We start from the raw sequence: 14,083 nt of genomic DNA, 5'->3' as shown, positions 1-14,083 counted from the left end.
CTTTGAAGCTATTCAACATCTCAAGATTTTCAACACATTCTCATGACCAATACTCCAGAAAACACTCAAAAACGTTTATTTCTTCTTGATGCCTATGCTCTAATTTTTAGAGGCTATTATGCGTTGATAAAAAACCCAAGAGTAAACTCAAAAGGGATGGACACAAGTGCCATCATGGGTTTTATGAATTCATTGTTTGATGTTATTAAACGTGAAAAACCAGACCACTTAGCCGTAGCTTTTGATAAAGGTGGTAGTAGTGATCGTGTAGAGATGTATGAAGATTATAAAGCCAATCGAGATGAAACTCCAGACGCAATTAAAATAGCAGTGCCATACATACAAAGTATACTAAAAGCTATGCACGTGCCTTGTATAGAAATTGAAGGTGTAGAGGCAGATGATTTAATAGGAACACTCTCTAAGCAAGCCGAAAAGGAAGGCTACCAAGTTTTTATGGTTACACCAGATAAGGATTATGCGCAATTGGTTTCAGAAAATATTTTTATGTACAAGCCTGCACGTATGGGTAATGGTATAGAAATTTGGGGAATACCAGAAGTACAGAAAAAGTTTGAAGTAGAGCGACCAGAGCAAGTAATAGACTACTTAGGGATGATGGGAGATGCTAGTGATAATATTCCAGGTTTGCCAGGTGTTGGAGATAAGACAGCCAAAAAATTTATTAAGCAATATGGAGGATTAGAAGGTTTATTAGAAAACACAGATAAGCTTAAAGGTAAAATGAAAGAGAAAGTTATTGCTAACGCAGAGTTAGGAAGACTTTCTAGAAAATTGGCAACAATCATGCTAGATTGTGATGTTACTTTTAATGCAGAAAACTATGAGTTGTCTGAGCCAGATGCAGAAGCTGTAGCAGAAATTTTTGATGACCTTGAGTTTAGAAGACTTAAAGATCAATTTGTAAAAATTTTCTCTGGTGAGGCAGAAGCAAGTGTTGGCGCAGCAGTCTCTAATACAGAAACGGCTAAGAAGATTGAAACAGCTTCGAAAAAAGCAGCTCAAGCAGGTGCAGGACAATACAACTTATTTGATGCTAATAGCACGATAGCAGATGATGTTGAAGAGGCATCATCAAGGCAGACCATAAAATCAAAGGAACACCATTACCAAAGTGTAGCAACATCTGGAATGGGCTTAAAGCTATTTCTACAAAATTTAAACAAACAGACATCTGTTTGTTTTGATACAGAAACTACAGGACTTAATCCTTTAACTGCCGAGTTGGTAGGTATTGCGTTTTCTTGGGATGCTGGTAAAGGATTTTACCTGCCGTTTTCAGATAACAAAGAAGAGGCACAACAATTAATAGAAGAATTAAGGCCATTTTTTGAAAACGAAGACATTCAGAAAGTTGGGCAAAATTTAAAGTATGATATTAAAGTACTACATAAGTATGATATAGAAGTTCGCGGACCTCTTTTTGATACCATGTTAGCACATTATCTTATAAACCCAGACATGCGCCATAATATGGATGTGCTTGCAGAAACATACCTCAATTACTCACCGGTTTCAATAGAAACATTAATTGGTAAAAAAGGTAAGAATCAAAAAAGTATGCGAGATGTGCCTTTAGAAGATCAAACCGAGTACGCGGTGGAAGATGCAGATATCACACTTCAATTAAAAGAGCATTTTGAAAAAGAATTGGGAGATGCCAATACCCAAAAATTGTTTGATGATATTGAAATTCCATTACTACGTGTATTGGCAGCAATGGAGTTGGAAGGTATTAATTTGGACAAAGCATTTTTAAATAATTTAGCTGAAGACTTAAACAATGACATTGCAACTTTAGAGGCTTCGATTTATAAAGAAGCTGGAGAAGAATTTAATATTGGCTCGCCAAAACAACTGGGCGAAATTCTCTTTGATAAACTTAAACTAGTAGAAAAGCCTAAGAAAACCAGAACAGGACAATATTCAACTGCAGAAGATGTACTAAGTTATCTTGCCGCAGATCACACAATAATTCAAAATGTACTTGACTATCGTGGGTTGGCAAAACTTAAAAGTACATATGTAGACGCACTACCAGAGCAAGTTGAAGAAGATGGTAGAGTGCATACAGATTATATGCAAACCGTTGCTGCTACAGGTCGTTTAAGTAGTAATAACCCTAATCTTCAAAATATACCAATACGTACAGAACGAGGAAGGCAAGTAAGAAAGGCATTTGTACCTAAAAATGAAGACTATGTACTACTCGCTGCAGATTACAGTCAAATTGAATTAAGGATTATCGCGGCATTAAGCGAGGAAGACACAATGATTGAAGCCTTTAAAAATGGTGAAGATATTCACGCCAGTACTGCAGCAAAAGTTTTTAATGTACCTATTAATGAGGTAACAAGAGAACAGCGTAGTAATGCTAAAACCGTAAACTTCGGTATTATATATGGTGTTTCAGCTTTTGGGCTAAGTAACCAAACAGACCTTACACGAAGTGAATCGAAAGACTTAATCGACACGTATTATAAAACCTACCCAAAGCTTCGAAACTACATGAGTAATCTAGTAGATGATGCTCGTGAAGATGGTTATGTAAGTACCGTATTAGGAAGACGCCGTTATTTAAAAGATATAAATTCTAGTAATGGTGTTGTAAGAGGTGCTGCAGAACGAAATGCTGTAAATGCGCCAATACAAGGTAGTGCAGCAGATATAATTAAAGTGGCTATGATTAATATTCATAAAAAATTAGCCGAAGGAAACTTTAAAACTAAAATGTTACTTCAGGTACATGATGAATTGGTTTTTGATGTTCCAAAAAATGAGTTAGAAGACATTAAAACTTTAGTAAAAACAGAAATGGAAAGCGCTTACACCTTAAGCGTACCGTTAGATGTAGAGGTTGGTGTAGGTAACGATTGGCTAGAAGCGCATTAATAAAATAAACTCTTAAACATGAAAAAGACCTTACAAATAGTAAACATAGTTGTGTTTGCTATTACAATATTTATGAATTATGCGTCCAGCGCAGGTCTTTTTAACGGTGCAACTCAAGCAGAAATAAGTGCTAAGTATAGTAATATGTTTACGCCAGCTGGTTATGCATTTTCAATTTGGGGTCTTATTTACTTGTTGCTTTTCGGCTTTGTGATTTACCAATCGAGAAGTTTGATTGTTAAAGTTAGGGATGATGATTTTATACAAAAAACAGGTTGGTGGTTTACACTAAGTTGCTTGGCAAATAGCTTGTGGTGTTACTTGTTTGTTTCAGATTATATATTAGCTTCGGTAGTTGTAATTTTTTTCCTGCTGTTTTGTCTATTTAAAATAGTTTATAAAAATAGTATGGAACTTTGGGATGCTCCAATAGCTGTAATTTTATTTATTTGGTGGCCGTTTGTGTTTTATAGTGGCTGGTTAACAGTTGCATGCATTGCAAATGTTTCTGTATATCTTACAAAAATTGAGTGGAATGCTTTTGGACTATCGCATCAGTTTTGGACAATAGTTATGATAGTAATTGCTACTGGTATTAATTTAGCCATTACTTGGACCAGAAACATGCGAGAATTTGCATTGGTAGGTGCTTGGGCACTAGTGGCTATTAGTGTGGCAAACTATAATATAGAGGAAGCTGTTGTTTATTGTGCTTTAATTACTGGAGGGTTATTACTTGTAAGCAGTAGCGTTCATGCTATTAAAAATAAAGATACAAGCCCTTACCAAAAATGTTTAGAGTACTTAAATAAAGAACCGAACTCTTAATACCTGTAAGCTTCATAAATTACTACTACATTATCTACTGCATTGGTGATATTTAATGTAAAACCATCATCATTAAATGCTGTAAGCGTAGCAGTTGTTAGCCCTAAATTACCTCCATTTTGATTGGTGTACCTTAAGCCAATACAATTTGTTGAAGAGGCGTAACGTGATATATCATTAATAGAGTTTCCAGAACCACCGTTAAAAATAGATTGCTGTAAGATTGATCCATCAATTTCATAAGCATAACCCTTCATTGAACCGTGAGTGTTTTCCTTAGTGTTGTTGTTATTGTTACCAGTACTATTGCTAGCGCTTTGGTTATAATCATCAACATTTGCATAAGCGGTAAAAACAATACGAGAAGGCTTAAAAGGTAATCCTGTAAAATTAACTGTGCCTGTTGAGGTAATTCTAAATTTACCGATATGAATATGCGGTGTATTATCTACAAGTTTATCCCAATCTGAACCATTCCAAAAGTAAAACCCTTTTTCTGTCAAGGTACCGTTACCATTGTTAAAAACCATAGTGCCTTCTACTAATGGAGAACCATCTGGATTTAAAACCGTGCCAGTGTCTGCAGAAGAGTTTAATGCAACTCTTGGTATTAATATGCCAGAATCTGTGGAGGTTATATCTAAAGCTGCTTGAGGTGTTGTAGTAGAGATGCCTACCTGTGCATTTGTATTAGAAACAAATAGAATAAATGAAAGTATAAAGGTAAAAATGGTGCGCATAAATAATTTAAAATCTAACGAAATAGAAATCTTAATACTATGTTAAAAAAAACAAAGATAGAAATTTGTAAAACGTTAATGTGTATTTATATCCGTTAAAAGACCAAATATCGTGCCTAATACCAAAATTTTATACCATTGCAGCTACATCTGTTCCCCAAGTTGGGTATGCAAAGACCATTTGTTTAAGCTCTGCAGCTGTCATCTCTTTAAATATAGCCATTGAGAAAAGGTTGATAACTTCTGAAGCTTGTGGACCAATTAAATGTGCACCTAAAATCTTATCGGTCTCTTTGTGTATAATTATTTTATAGGCGTATACAGAAGTGTTTACTCTTCTAGCATTATACCAATCTTTACCATCTCCAGATTTTACAATATACTCTAAAGACTCATTTTTAGCATCGGCTTCTAAAATGCCAACACTTGCTACATTAGGTATTGTAAAACACACCGATGGTGTAGGAGGAAAAGTAATTTTTTTCTTAGAAGTTGTTTTGGAGTTTAATTCTGCTAAAATATTTGTGGCTACGGTACTTCCTTCTCTGCCGGAAAAAGGCGTTAGTGGTACTGCGTGATCACTAACATCTCCACAGGCATATACATTTTTATTTGTTGGGTTTTGCAAATAGCTATTTACCTCAATCCCATTTTTATTAAATTCAATATTACCTTTCTGAAGTTTAAGTTTTTCTGTAGCAGGAACTCGTCCCGCTACATTAAAAATAAGTTCTGCCTTTGCAGTTTGCAGTTTACCATCTTTTAAATACTCAACCTCGTAGTTTTTTCTTAAATGTTTTACTTGTCTTACATCAGCCTCAAAAATAAATTTAATACCTAATTTTTTTGAAGCCTTTACAAGTTCTTCAACTATATCTTCATCAAAATTACCTAAAGGTCGTTTGGCAAAATCAATAACTGTAACCTTTACACCGCAACGTGCAGCCATATGGGCAAACTCCATCCCGATATAACCTGCGCCTACAAATATCATAGTTTCAGGAAGTGTTTCTAACTCAAGAAAATCATCACTTACTTTCATGAGTTTACACCCATCAAATCCTAAGTTTCTTGGATGTAAACCTGTGGCAATAACAAACTTATCTGCAGTGACAGTTTTTCCTTCTACAGAGATAGTGCTCTGGTCTATAAATTCAGGAGATTGGTGGTATAAAGTGATATTTAAATCTTCAAGCTTTTCTTCTGTTACAGCTGGCACTGCATCTGTAAAGTTACATTTATAGGCCATAAGATCTTTCCAAGAATATTCTGGCATTGTGGTAATCCCTTTTCCTAAAAGATCATTACTTCTCTGTAAGATATGGGTTAGACCATAAATAACTTTTTTAGGGTCGCAACCTCTATTAGCACAAGTACCTCCAAATTCTCTGTCGTCTGCAATTGCAACGTTTAATCCTTCTTTAGCAAGTTTTTTTGCACAGGTTTGTCCTGCAATTCCAGATCCTATTATAAAGACGTCAAAATGTTTGTAGGCCATAACTTTTTATGTAAAATTAAGAGTTGGTGTATAACAGCCGTGTTATAGAAATTGTAAATAATAGGCTGCCTAAACACAAATTCTCTTAAATAAGTCACGCTATGTTTTTAAAGCTTACATAACAGTTAGGGATTCTTAAAATATCTAGACACAAAAAAAGCACCACTAAAAAGTGATGCTTAGACATTAAACGCAATAAACGTTTTAATTAACTCTTGTATAAGTTGTTGTAAACACTTCTGTTTCGTCTCCAAAAGAATCTGTAAATGAAAATGTAAGTGTAGAGTTGTTTAGTGTTTCTATTGAACCACTATCTGAACCGCCATCGTAGCTTATAGTAACGGTGTTTCCAGAAATAGTGTAGGTTGATACATCTGGTGTTTCTGTTTCACATTCATTTTCGTCATTAGTATAAACATATACAGAAGTTACAGTATCCTCACTAAATGTAATTGTGCTAGAGGTTTCGCAATCATCTAAAGGTTCTGGCTCTCCGTTAATTACTTCAGAAGTTAAGCGCCACTGACCAATAATTAATGTATTGAAATCTGCAACATCTCCATTGTTGGAGTCGTCGTCGCTACTGCAAGATGCTGTGGTGCAGGCTATTATTGCAGCTAATAAAATAAGTTTAAATGTTTTCATTTTGAGTTTTGTTTATTTTGCTGCTAAATTATAAAAATATAAAGACTATAAAATGATATTACCCAAAATCAAAATTAAGAGCTTATTTTAGAGTACACTTTAGTTAATGTGCCATCGTCTGTACTTACTGTAAGTTCTAATGTTGTGGTATTAAGTTGGGTAATTTGAACTTGAGAAACATCTCCAGATGATAATGTATAAGTGAGAATAGACTCACTTATGGTATAAGTACCAATTAATATGCTAAAAACACTACAGTTACCATTTGTATTTGTAAAAACATCAACAAACCCAAATTCATTATTACTATCAAAATTAAAGGTGGTCATTAGTTCACATTCTCCTAAAGAAATAAGTTCTTCATTATCGTAGCTTTCAATTAATTGCCATTCCCCAACAATTAAAGTTTCAAAATTAGACGTTTGGTTCGTGCTATCATCATCATTACTGCAACTGCATAAACATAAAAGAAAAGTAATTGCTAGGATAAGGTTCTTCAAAATATAGTTTTTTCTAAATATACTAAATGTATGTTATAATCGCGGTTGTGGTACGCTATACATTTATTGTAAAAACTTATAGATAACATTCTATAATTTAGAGGTTACAAGTATCTTTGTAGTATACATGAGTAAGACATCTATTTCCCAAGCCTTTTCTCGGTCTCCTCAATTCAGGAAACTGCAGGACACTATTGCCCAATCTCAAGAAAATTATCATAAAACAACCCTTACAGGACTTGTTGGATCTGCCGTATCTTTTGCTATTGCAGAAGCTTTTAAGCAAGCAGACAAACCATTCTTGGCCATATTTAACGATAAGGAAGAAGCAGCTTATTATTTAAATGATTTTGAGCAACTTATAAAAGATGATGAGGTGCTGTTTTATCCCGGAAGCTACAGAAGACCTTACCAAATAGAAGAAACAGATAATGCCAATGTACTACTTAGGGCTGAGGTTTTAAACAGACTTAATTCCAGAAGAAAACCAGCCTTAATCGTTACCTATCCAGATGCACTTTTTGAAAAGGTGGTAACCAAAAAGGAGTTGGAGAAAAACACGCTAAAACTTAGTGTTGGAGAACAGGTTTCTATTGATTTTGTGAATGAAGTATTGTTTGAGTACAAGTTTCATCGTGTAGATTTTGTTACTGAACCAGGCGAATTTTCTTTACGTGGTGGTATTTTAGATGTATTTAGCTTTAGTCACGATGAGCCTTTTAGAATTGAATTTTTTGGGGATGAAGTAGATAGCATAAGAACTTTTGATGTAGAGACACAGTTGTCTTTAGAGCAAACCAAAAAAATTTCGATAATACCTAATGTCGAAAATAAGTTGCTTCAAGAATCTAGAGAAAGCTTCTTGAAATATATTCATCATAAAACTATCATCTTCAGTAAAAATACAGAGCTTGTATTTGGAAGAATAGATTCAAACTTTGATAAGGCTGTACAAGCTTTTAAAACATTAAATGCAGAAACTAAACACAGTGAACCAGAAGAGTTATTTGCTACAGGAGCACTGTTAAAAGAGCAACTTAAAGGATTTACGCATTTTGAAATTTTAAATAAAAGTACTGGTGCGGCAGACACCATACAATTTCATACAAGACCACAACCAAGCTTTAATAAGCAATTTAATTTGCTTATTGAAAATTTAAATGAAAACCATGAAGATGGTTATCACAACTATATAGCTTGCGTAAGTGAACAGCAAGCCAAGCGTTTTCATGATATTTTTGATGATGCAGAGCTTAACGTAAAGCAATATGAAACAGTAACAGTTTCTTTATACCAAGGTTTTATAGATGATGAAAGTAATAGCGTTTGCTATACAGATCATCAAATTTTTGAGCGTTATCATAAATTTAATTTAAAGAATGGCTATGCTAAAAAACAAGCCATTACTTTAAAAGAGCTAACCAACCTTACTGTGGGAGATTATGTTACACATATAGATCACGGTATTGGAAAATTTGGTGGTCTACAGAAAATTGATGTTGAGGGTAAGAAGCAAGAAGCTATTAAGTTAATTTATGGAGATAGAGATATTCTTTACCTAAGCATACATTCACTACACAAAATAACCAAGTATAATGGCAAAGATGGGCAAGCACCTAAAGTTTATAAATTAGGTAGCCAAGCTTGGAAAAAACTGAAACAAAAAACCAAGTCTAAGGTTAAGGAAATAGCTTTTAACCTTATAAAATTATATGCAAAACGACGCCTAGAAAAAGGGTTTGCATTTGGTCCAGATACCACAATGCAACTTGAGTTAGAATCTTCTTTTATATATGAAGACACACCGGATCAAAGTAGTGCTACAGAAGATGTAAAAAAAGATATGGAAAACGAGCGGCCAATGGATCGCTTAGTTTGTGGTGATGTAGGTTTTGGTAAAACCGAAATTGCCATAAGAGCAGCATTTAAGGCTGTAGATAATGGTAAGCAAGTAGCAGTTTTAGTACCAACTACAATCTTGGCGTTTCAGCATCATAAAACATTTAGTGAACGTTTAAAAGATTTTCCTGTCACGGTGGAATATTTAAATAGGTTTAGAAGCGCTAAAGAACGACGAGAAACCATAGCAGATTTAGAGGCAGGTAAGGTAGATATCATTATAGGAACTCACCAATTAGTAAATAAGACTGTAAAGTTTAAAGATTTAGGGCTGTTAATTGTAGATGAAGAACAAAAATTTGGTGTGGCTGTAAAAGACAAGCTAAAAACCATAAAAGAAAATGTAGACACACTTACCTTAACAGCAACACCAATACCTAGAACGCTTCAGTTTAGTTTAATGGCTGCAAGAGATTTAAGTACCATTACAACGCCACCACCAAACAGATATCCTGTTGAGACTAATGTAATTAGATTTTCAGAAGAAAGTATTCGTGATGCTGTGCAATATGAAATACAACGAGGCGGTCAAGTTTATTTTGTACACAACCGTATAGAAAACATTAAGGAAGTTGCTGGTATGATACAACGTGTAGTGCCAGATGCAAAAATTGGAATTGGTCACGGCCAAATGGAAGGAAAAAAACTGGAGCAACTTATGCTAAGTTTTATGAATGGAGATTTTGATGTTCTAGTGTCTACTACAATTATTGAAAGTGGTTTAGATGTACCAAATGCCAATACCATATTTATAAACAATGCCAATAACTTTGGTCTTTCAGATCTTCACCAAATGCGTGGCCGTGTTGGTCGTAGTAATAAAAAGGCATTCTGTTATTTTATTACACCACCATATTCTGCAATGACAGATGATGCCAGAAAACGTATTACAGCGTTGGAGCAATTCTCAGATTTAGGAAGCGGTTTTAATATAGCCATGAAAGATTTAGAAATTCGTGGAGCAGGAGATTTACTTGGAGGTGAGCAAAGCGGATTTATAAATGAAATTGGTTTCGATACCTATCAGAAAATTTTAAATGAAGCTATTGAAGAGCTTAAGGAAACAGAATTTAAAGATCTTTACGACACTAAAGAAGAAGATAGAGTTTTCTTAAAAGACACCACTATAGATACAGATATTAGCCTTTTATTTCCAGATGATTATATAAATAATATTTCTGAACGCTTAAACCTTTATACAGAGCTAAACTCTATTTCTGAAGAGAAGGAACTTGAGGCATACGAAAAACGCCTGTTAGATCGTTTTGGAGAGTTGCCACAACAAGCAGAAGATTTATTAAACTCTGTAAGGGTAAAATGGATAGCTACGCAAGTGGGTATTGAAAAGCTAATACTTAAGCAAGGTAAAATGATTGGCTACTTTATAAACGATCAACAAAGTCCTTTTTACCAAAGTAATACCTTTACTAAGGTTTTACAATATGTGCAAACACATCCTCGTCAAGTAGTTATGAAAGAAAAGAAAACAAGAAACGGCTTAAGGCTTTTAGTTACTTTTGATAAAGTAAAGACAATTGATAAGGCTTTAGAAGTTTTAAAACCTTTAGATTTTAAGTCTCAAAAAGCACAACAAGAACAAGTGTCTTAAAACAGAATTTTAGTTGTAATGCATCATCTTATAACAAGGTTTGAACGAGCTCATAAAAAAGCCAGACATAATATATGGATTGGGTGGTTTGCTATTTTCTGTAGGATTGTACTTGCTATTGGTTTTATTCCTGCGGGTTTTACAAAGATTATTGGAGAACGTTTCACAGCGCTTCCAGATATGCATCCTATGGGAAGCTATTTAACAGCGTTATTTCATACAGGATATTACTATACAGCAATTGGTGTTGCTCAAGTACTTGCTGGCGTGCTATTGCTTATTCCCAGAACAGCAACATTAGGAGCACTTTTGTATTTTCCTGTTATTTTAAATATTGCGCTACTATCTTTCTCTGTAAGGTTTGATGGTTCTTTGTTGTCATCACCATTAATGCTCTTGGCCAATATATTTTTACTTTGTTGGGATTACCATAAGCTTAAATTTATCTTTCCGTGGTATCATAAAACATCAACGGAAAACTTAATAGTTGCTAATGAAAAAACAAAGCACTTTCCTTGGAGGTTTGTTGTAGGTTCTTTTATGGTGTTTGTGGTAATTGTAGGGTTTATTGTTGTAATAAACAAAACACTACTTATGCCTAGAAATTCAATTTCAGACTGCCAACAAGATTGTATGAATGCCACTAATCCAGAGGCTTGTCTTGTGTTTTGTGATTGTGTACATAACAATGGCTCGCCATTAAATGAATGCTTAGAGTGTTATGAGAAAAGTTTATAAAACTATAGGTATTGAAATTCTCTAGAAAAACTCAATGGATTATTGTAATCATAGCTACCATTATTACTATCGTAGGTTTGGTAACAGGTTGGTATATGTTTTTCTTAGTGTTTTTGCCATTAGGATTTCTGTTTGGTAAAAAGGAAGACGATAACCACTAAACCCTTTGGATAGTTTTATATTTGCGTTTTCAAACCAGCCTTAAACTTAATACATAATAGGATTTTTTAAATCTCTTTAACTCTTGTATTATACTCATTGAGCAAATTAGAATACTAAATCCCTAATAATATTTACAATGTTAGACTTTATAATAATTGGTGCAGCACAAGCAGGACTTTCCATGGCTTATTATTTAAAGCAACAGGGCAAATCGTATTTAGTTTTAGACAAAGAAAATGAAGTTGGTGCTAGTTGGTTAAATCGTTGGGATTCATTAACCTTATTTACACCAACAGAATTTAACCATTTAGCAGGTATGCCATTTCCCGCTAAAAAAGGGTATTACCCTAACAAATATGAAGTAGCAAGTTATTTTAAGGCTTATGTAAATGAATTTAGCATACCCGTACAATTAAATTGTTTGGTAGAGAAAATTGAAAAAAGAGACGGCAAATTTATTCTTACATCTAATAATGGAATATATGAAGCAAAACAGGTTGTAGTAGCAACAGGTCCTTTTCATATCCCATACACGCCGCCTTGTTCTAAATTAATGTCTAAAGACATATTTCAAATACACAGTAATTATTACAAAAACCCTAAACAATTACAAGAAGGGCCAGCAATGGTAGTTGGTGCTGGAGATAGCGGATTTCAAATTTTAGATGAAATATCCGATAATGGTAGGAAAACTTATTTTTCTGGAGATACAGACGTAAAAACACTACCTCAAGAAATCTTAGGTAAGACATTATGGTGGTGGTTTACCATTACAGGGTTTTTAAGTTTTAGTAAAAACTCTTGGATTGGTAATAAAATAAATCACTCTAAGCAACCAGTAATTGGTACAGATGTAAAAGAGATTTTAGCAAGACCACAAGTTACCGCTGTAGGTAGAACTAATGATGCTCATGATTATATAATTGAAACAGAAAAGAAACAGTTAACCGATGTAAGAAATGTGATATGGGCAACTGGCTATCGTCCAAATTTTAGTTGGATAGAAGGTTTAGAGCTAGATCATGAAGGTTACCCTAAGCACAAACGTGGTGTAAGTACTATTGAAGGCTTATATTTTATAGGATTACCTTGGTTGCACACAAGAGGATCTGCAACTCTAGGTGGCATCAAAAAAGATGCAGAATATTTGTCTAAACAAATAAAATAAGAGTTACAGAATCTTTTAGTTTAAAACAGTATAAGACTACTGTTGTTCTCCATTCTGATAAAAAAAGCGCTCTTCTGTAATTTTACCATCTTTTACCTTATAAACACCTAGTTCACTCATTTTAGAACGTTGTCCACTAGGTTTGTGAGTTGTGTCCATATCAAAGCGTGTTGTAAAGTATCCATCTGCTACAGTTGGTTCACTGGCTTTGCTACTATGAACTTCAAAATTTTCGTACCACCATTCACCTTTTTTCTGTATTTCTTGCATGCCTACGCATTTTGCCATAGCATCATTTGGGTCTGCTTCCATTTCCCAACTTACGGCATCTGGGCTGTAAAGCTCTTGATAGCATTTTGCTTCATTACCTTCATTGCACCATTTAACTAATTGGTCTGCTACTTCTTGGGTTGTCATAATCTTTTGGTATTAAGGTTAATGACACTAAGATACACTATTTATTTAATGCTGAATATTATTAGATTGTAACCTTTTTTTAGGTTTTCTAGAGCTTATATAAACACCTGTAAAGATTAAAGCAGCAGCAAATATGCGAAGCGTTGTTAAGATATCCGAACCTACTAAAACAGCAATTAATGTTGCAAGTAGTGGTTGCAAATACATAAAAGCACCTATAGTAGATGGGCTTAGTATTTTTAATGCATAAATATTAAATAGATAAGTTAAAAACGTAGTGCCAATTATTACAAAAAGCATTCTCCAAATAGAGCCTAAGCTTAACGCTGTCCATTCCACTTGGGTAAATTCAGAAAGGCCAATAGGTAAATTTATAATTACAGCAAATAAGAAAAACCACTTCATAAGAGTAACAGGCCTGTACTTATTAGCAATGGGCTTCACTAAGATGAGGTAAACAGAATAAGAAGAGGCATTTAATACAAACAACAAATTACCTAAAGGAATATTAGGGGCATTAGGTTGCTCTTTCATTCCGAATAAAATTAGAAGCAATGCGCCTGCAAGTCCCAACCCAATACCTATAGATTTTAGTAGGGTAACACGTTCCTTTAAAAAAATAGCAGAAAGCACTAAAAGCAAAACAGGAGATAATGTTATAACTACAGAGCTATTAATAGGAGTAGATAGGCTTAATCCCTTAAAAAAGGACAGCATATTAATTGCCATGCCAAACAGAGCACAGGCTACAAAACGTAACCAATCTTTACGATCTATCTTTTCTCGAGGTAAAAACAAACTAGCAACCCAAAATAATAATGCAGCACCAGACACTCTTAAAAGTATAAAACCAAAGGGTTGTATAACAGTTGGCATTAAATCTTTGGCAATAGTGTGGTTTGCACCATAAATAGCACTTGCTGCAAAAGCTGCCAGCAATGCAAGAATACGGTTGTTCATAGGTTG

At 34.2% G+C, this 14,083-nt stretch carries 12 protein-coding genes; 6 read left to right on the top strand and 6 right to left on the bottom strand.

Features of this window, described 5'->3' with window-relative positions; genetic code table 11:
* Positions 1–42: 42 nt before the first annotated feature.
* Both polA and CA2559_RS02600 read left to right on the top strand, forming a co-directional pair.
* Entirely contained in the window at positions 43–2,913 is a 2,871-nt protein-coding gene (gene polA, locus CA2559_RS02605; RefSeq protein WP_013186285.1) for a DNA polymerase I, read from the top strand.
* An 18-nt stretch (positions 2,914–2,931) separates the two neighbouring features.
* On the top strand, positions 2,932–3,741 hold the full coding sequence (locus CA2559_RS02600) for a tryptophan-rich sensory protein (RefSeq protein ID WP_013186284.1): 810 nt from the start codon (positions 2,932–2,934) through the stop codon (positions 3,739–3,741).
* Here the strand turns inward: CA2559_RS02600 and CA2559_RS02595 are convergent.
* From CA2559_RS02595 to CA2559_RS02580, 4 genes are all read right to left on the bottom strand, one after another.
* Complete coding sequence (locus tag CA2559_RS02595) at positions 3,738–4,481, bottom strand: hypothetical protein (protein WP_013186283.1); 744 nt, start codon at positions 4,479–4,481, stop codon at positions 3,738–3,740. The two genes, CA2559_RS02600 and CA2559_RS02595, sit on opposite strands and share 4 nt — an antisense overlap.
* A gap of 130 nt (positions 4,482–4,611) precedes the next feature.
* Entirely contained in the window at positions 4,612–5,979 is a 1,368-nt protein-coding gene (locus CA2559_RS02590; protein ID WP_013186282.1) for a dihydrolipoyl dehydrogenase family protein, read from the bottom strand.
* 204 nt (positions 5,980–6,183) lie between these two features.
* Positions 6,184–6,624: a lipocalin-like domain-containing protein gene (locus tag CA2559_RS02585; RefSeq protein ID WP_013186281.1), complete on the bottom strand. Its 441-nt coding sequence runs from the start codon at positions 6,622–6,624 to the stop codon at positions 6,184–6,186.
* A gap of 74 nt (positions 6,625–6,698) precedes the next feature.
* Positions 6,699–7,124 carry a lipocalin-like domain-containing protein gene (locus tag CA2559_RS02580; RefSeq protein WP_013186280.1) on the bottom strand — a complete coding sequence of 142 codons (426 nt, stop codon included), beginning with the start codon at positions 7,122–7,124 and terminating at the stop codon, positions 6,699–6,701.
* 127 nt (positions 7,125–7,251) lie between these two features.
* On the opposite strand from CA2559_RS02580, the gene mfd reads away from it, so the two are divergent.
* The 4 genes from mfd to CA2559_RS02565 all read left to right on the top strand — a co-directional run bounded on the left by mfd (position 7,252) and on the right by CA2559_RS02565 (position 12,700).
* The gene (mfd, locus tag CA2559_RS02575) at positions 7,252–10,632 is read left to right on the top strand and encodes a transcription-repair coupling factor (protein ID WP_013186279.1); all 3,381 of its coding nucleotides are present in this window, start codon (positions 7,252–7,254) and stop codon (positions 10,630–10,632) included.
* An 18-nt stretch (positions 10,633–10,650) separates the two neighbouring features.
* Complete coding sequence (locus CA2559_RS02570; protein ID WP_013186278.1) at positions 10,651–11,370, top strand: DoxX family protein; 720 nt, start codon at positions 10,651–10,653, stop codon at positions 11,368–11,370.
* Positions 11,371–11,381: 11 nt separating this feature from the next.
* Entirely contained in the window at positions 11,382–11,531 is a 150-nt protein-coding gene (locus CA2559_RS13855; RefSeq protein WP_169310330.1) for a hypothetical protein, read from the top strand.
* A 137-nt stretch (positions 11,532–11,668) separates the two neighbouring features.
* On the top strand, positions 11,669–12,700 hold the full coding sequence (locus CA2559_RS02565) for a flavin-containing monooxygenase (protein ID WP_013186277.1): 1,032 nt from the start codon (positions 11,669–11,671) through the stop codon (positions 12,698–12,700).
* A gap of 36 nt (positions 12,701–12,736) precedes the next feature.
* On the opposite strand, the gene CA2559_RS02560 is transcribed toward CA2559_RS02565, so the two are convergent.
* On the bottom strand, positions 12,737–13,117 hold the full coding sequence (locus CA2559_RS02560; protein WP_013186276.1) for a nuclear transport factor 2 family protein: 381 nt from the start codon (positions 13,115–13,117) through the stop codon (positions 12,737–12,739).
* A gap of 45 nt (positions 13,118–13,162) precedes the next feature.
* Entirely contained in the window at positions 13,163–14,077 is a 915-nt protein-coding gene (locus CA2559_RS02555; protein ID WP_013186275.1) for a DMT family transporter, read from the bottom strand.
* Positions 14,078–14,083 lie beyond the last annotated feature (6 nt).

This window comes from Croceibacter atlanticus HTCC2559 (genome assembly GCF_000196315.1).
GTDB classification, from domain to species: domain Bacteria; phylum Bacteroidota; class Bacteroidia; order Flavobacteriales; family Flavobacteriaceae; genus Croceibacter; species Croceibacter atlanticus.
This window is presented reverse-complemented; position numbering and strand designations above follow the sequence as displayed.

Bases quoted from the DNA above. Each gene is read 5' to 3' on its own strand.
- polA (WP_013186285.1), top strand. From the start codon at position 43: ATGACCAATACTCCAGAAAACACTCAAAAACGTTTATTTCTTCTTGAT.
- CA2559_RS02600 (WP_013186284.1), top strand. From the start codon at position 2,932: ATGAAAAAGACCTTACAAATAGTAAACATAGTTGTGTTTGCTATTACA.
- CA2559_RS02595 (WP_013186283.1), bottom strand. From the start codon at position 4,481: ATGCGCACCATTTTTACCTTTATACTTTCATTTATTCTATTTGTTTCT.
- CA2559_RS02590 (WP_013186282.1), bottom strand. From the start codon at position 5,979: ATGGCCTACAAACATTTTGACGTCTTTATAATAGGATCTGGAATTGCA.
- CA2559_RS02585 (WP_013186281.1), bottom strand. From the start codon at position 6,624: ATGAAAACATTTAAACTTATTTTATTAGCTGCAATAATAGCCTGCACC.
- mfd (WP_013186279.1), top strand. From the start codon at position 7,252: ATGAGTAAGACATCTATTTCCCAAGCCTTTTCTCGGTCTCCTCAATTC.
- CA2559_RS02570 (WP_013186278.1), top strand. From the start codon at position 10,651: ATGCATCATCTTATAACAAGGTTTGAACGAGCTCATAAAAAAGCCAGA.
- CA2559_RS02565 (WP_013186277.1), top strand. From the start codon at position 11,669: ATGTTAGACTTTATAATAATTGGTGCAGCACAAGCAGGACTTTCCATG.
- CA2559_RS02560 (WP_013186276.1), bottom strand. From the start codon at position 13,117: ATGACAACCCAAGAAGTAGCAGACCAATTAGTTAAATGGTGCAATGAA.
- CA2559_RS02555 (WP_013186275.1), bottom strand. From the start codon at position 14,077: ATGAACAACCGTATTCTTGCATTGCTGGCAGCTTTTGCAGCAAGTGCT.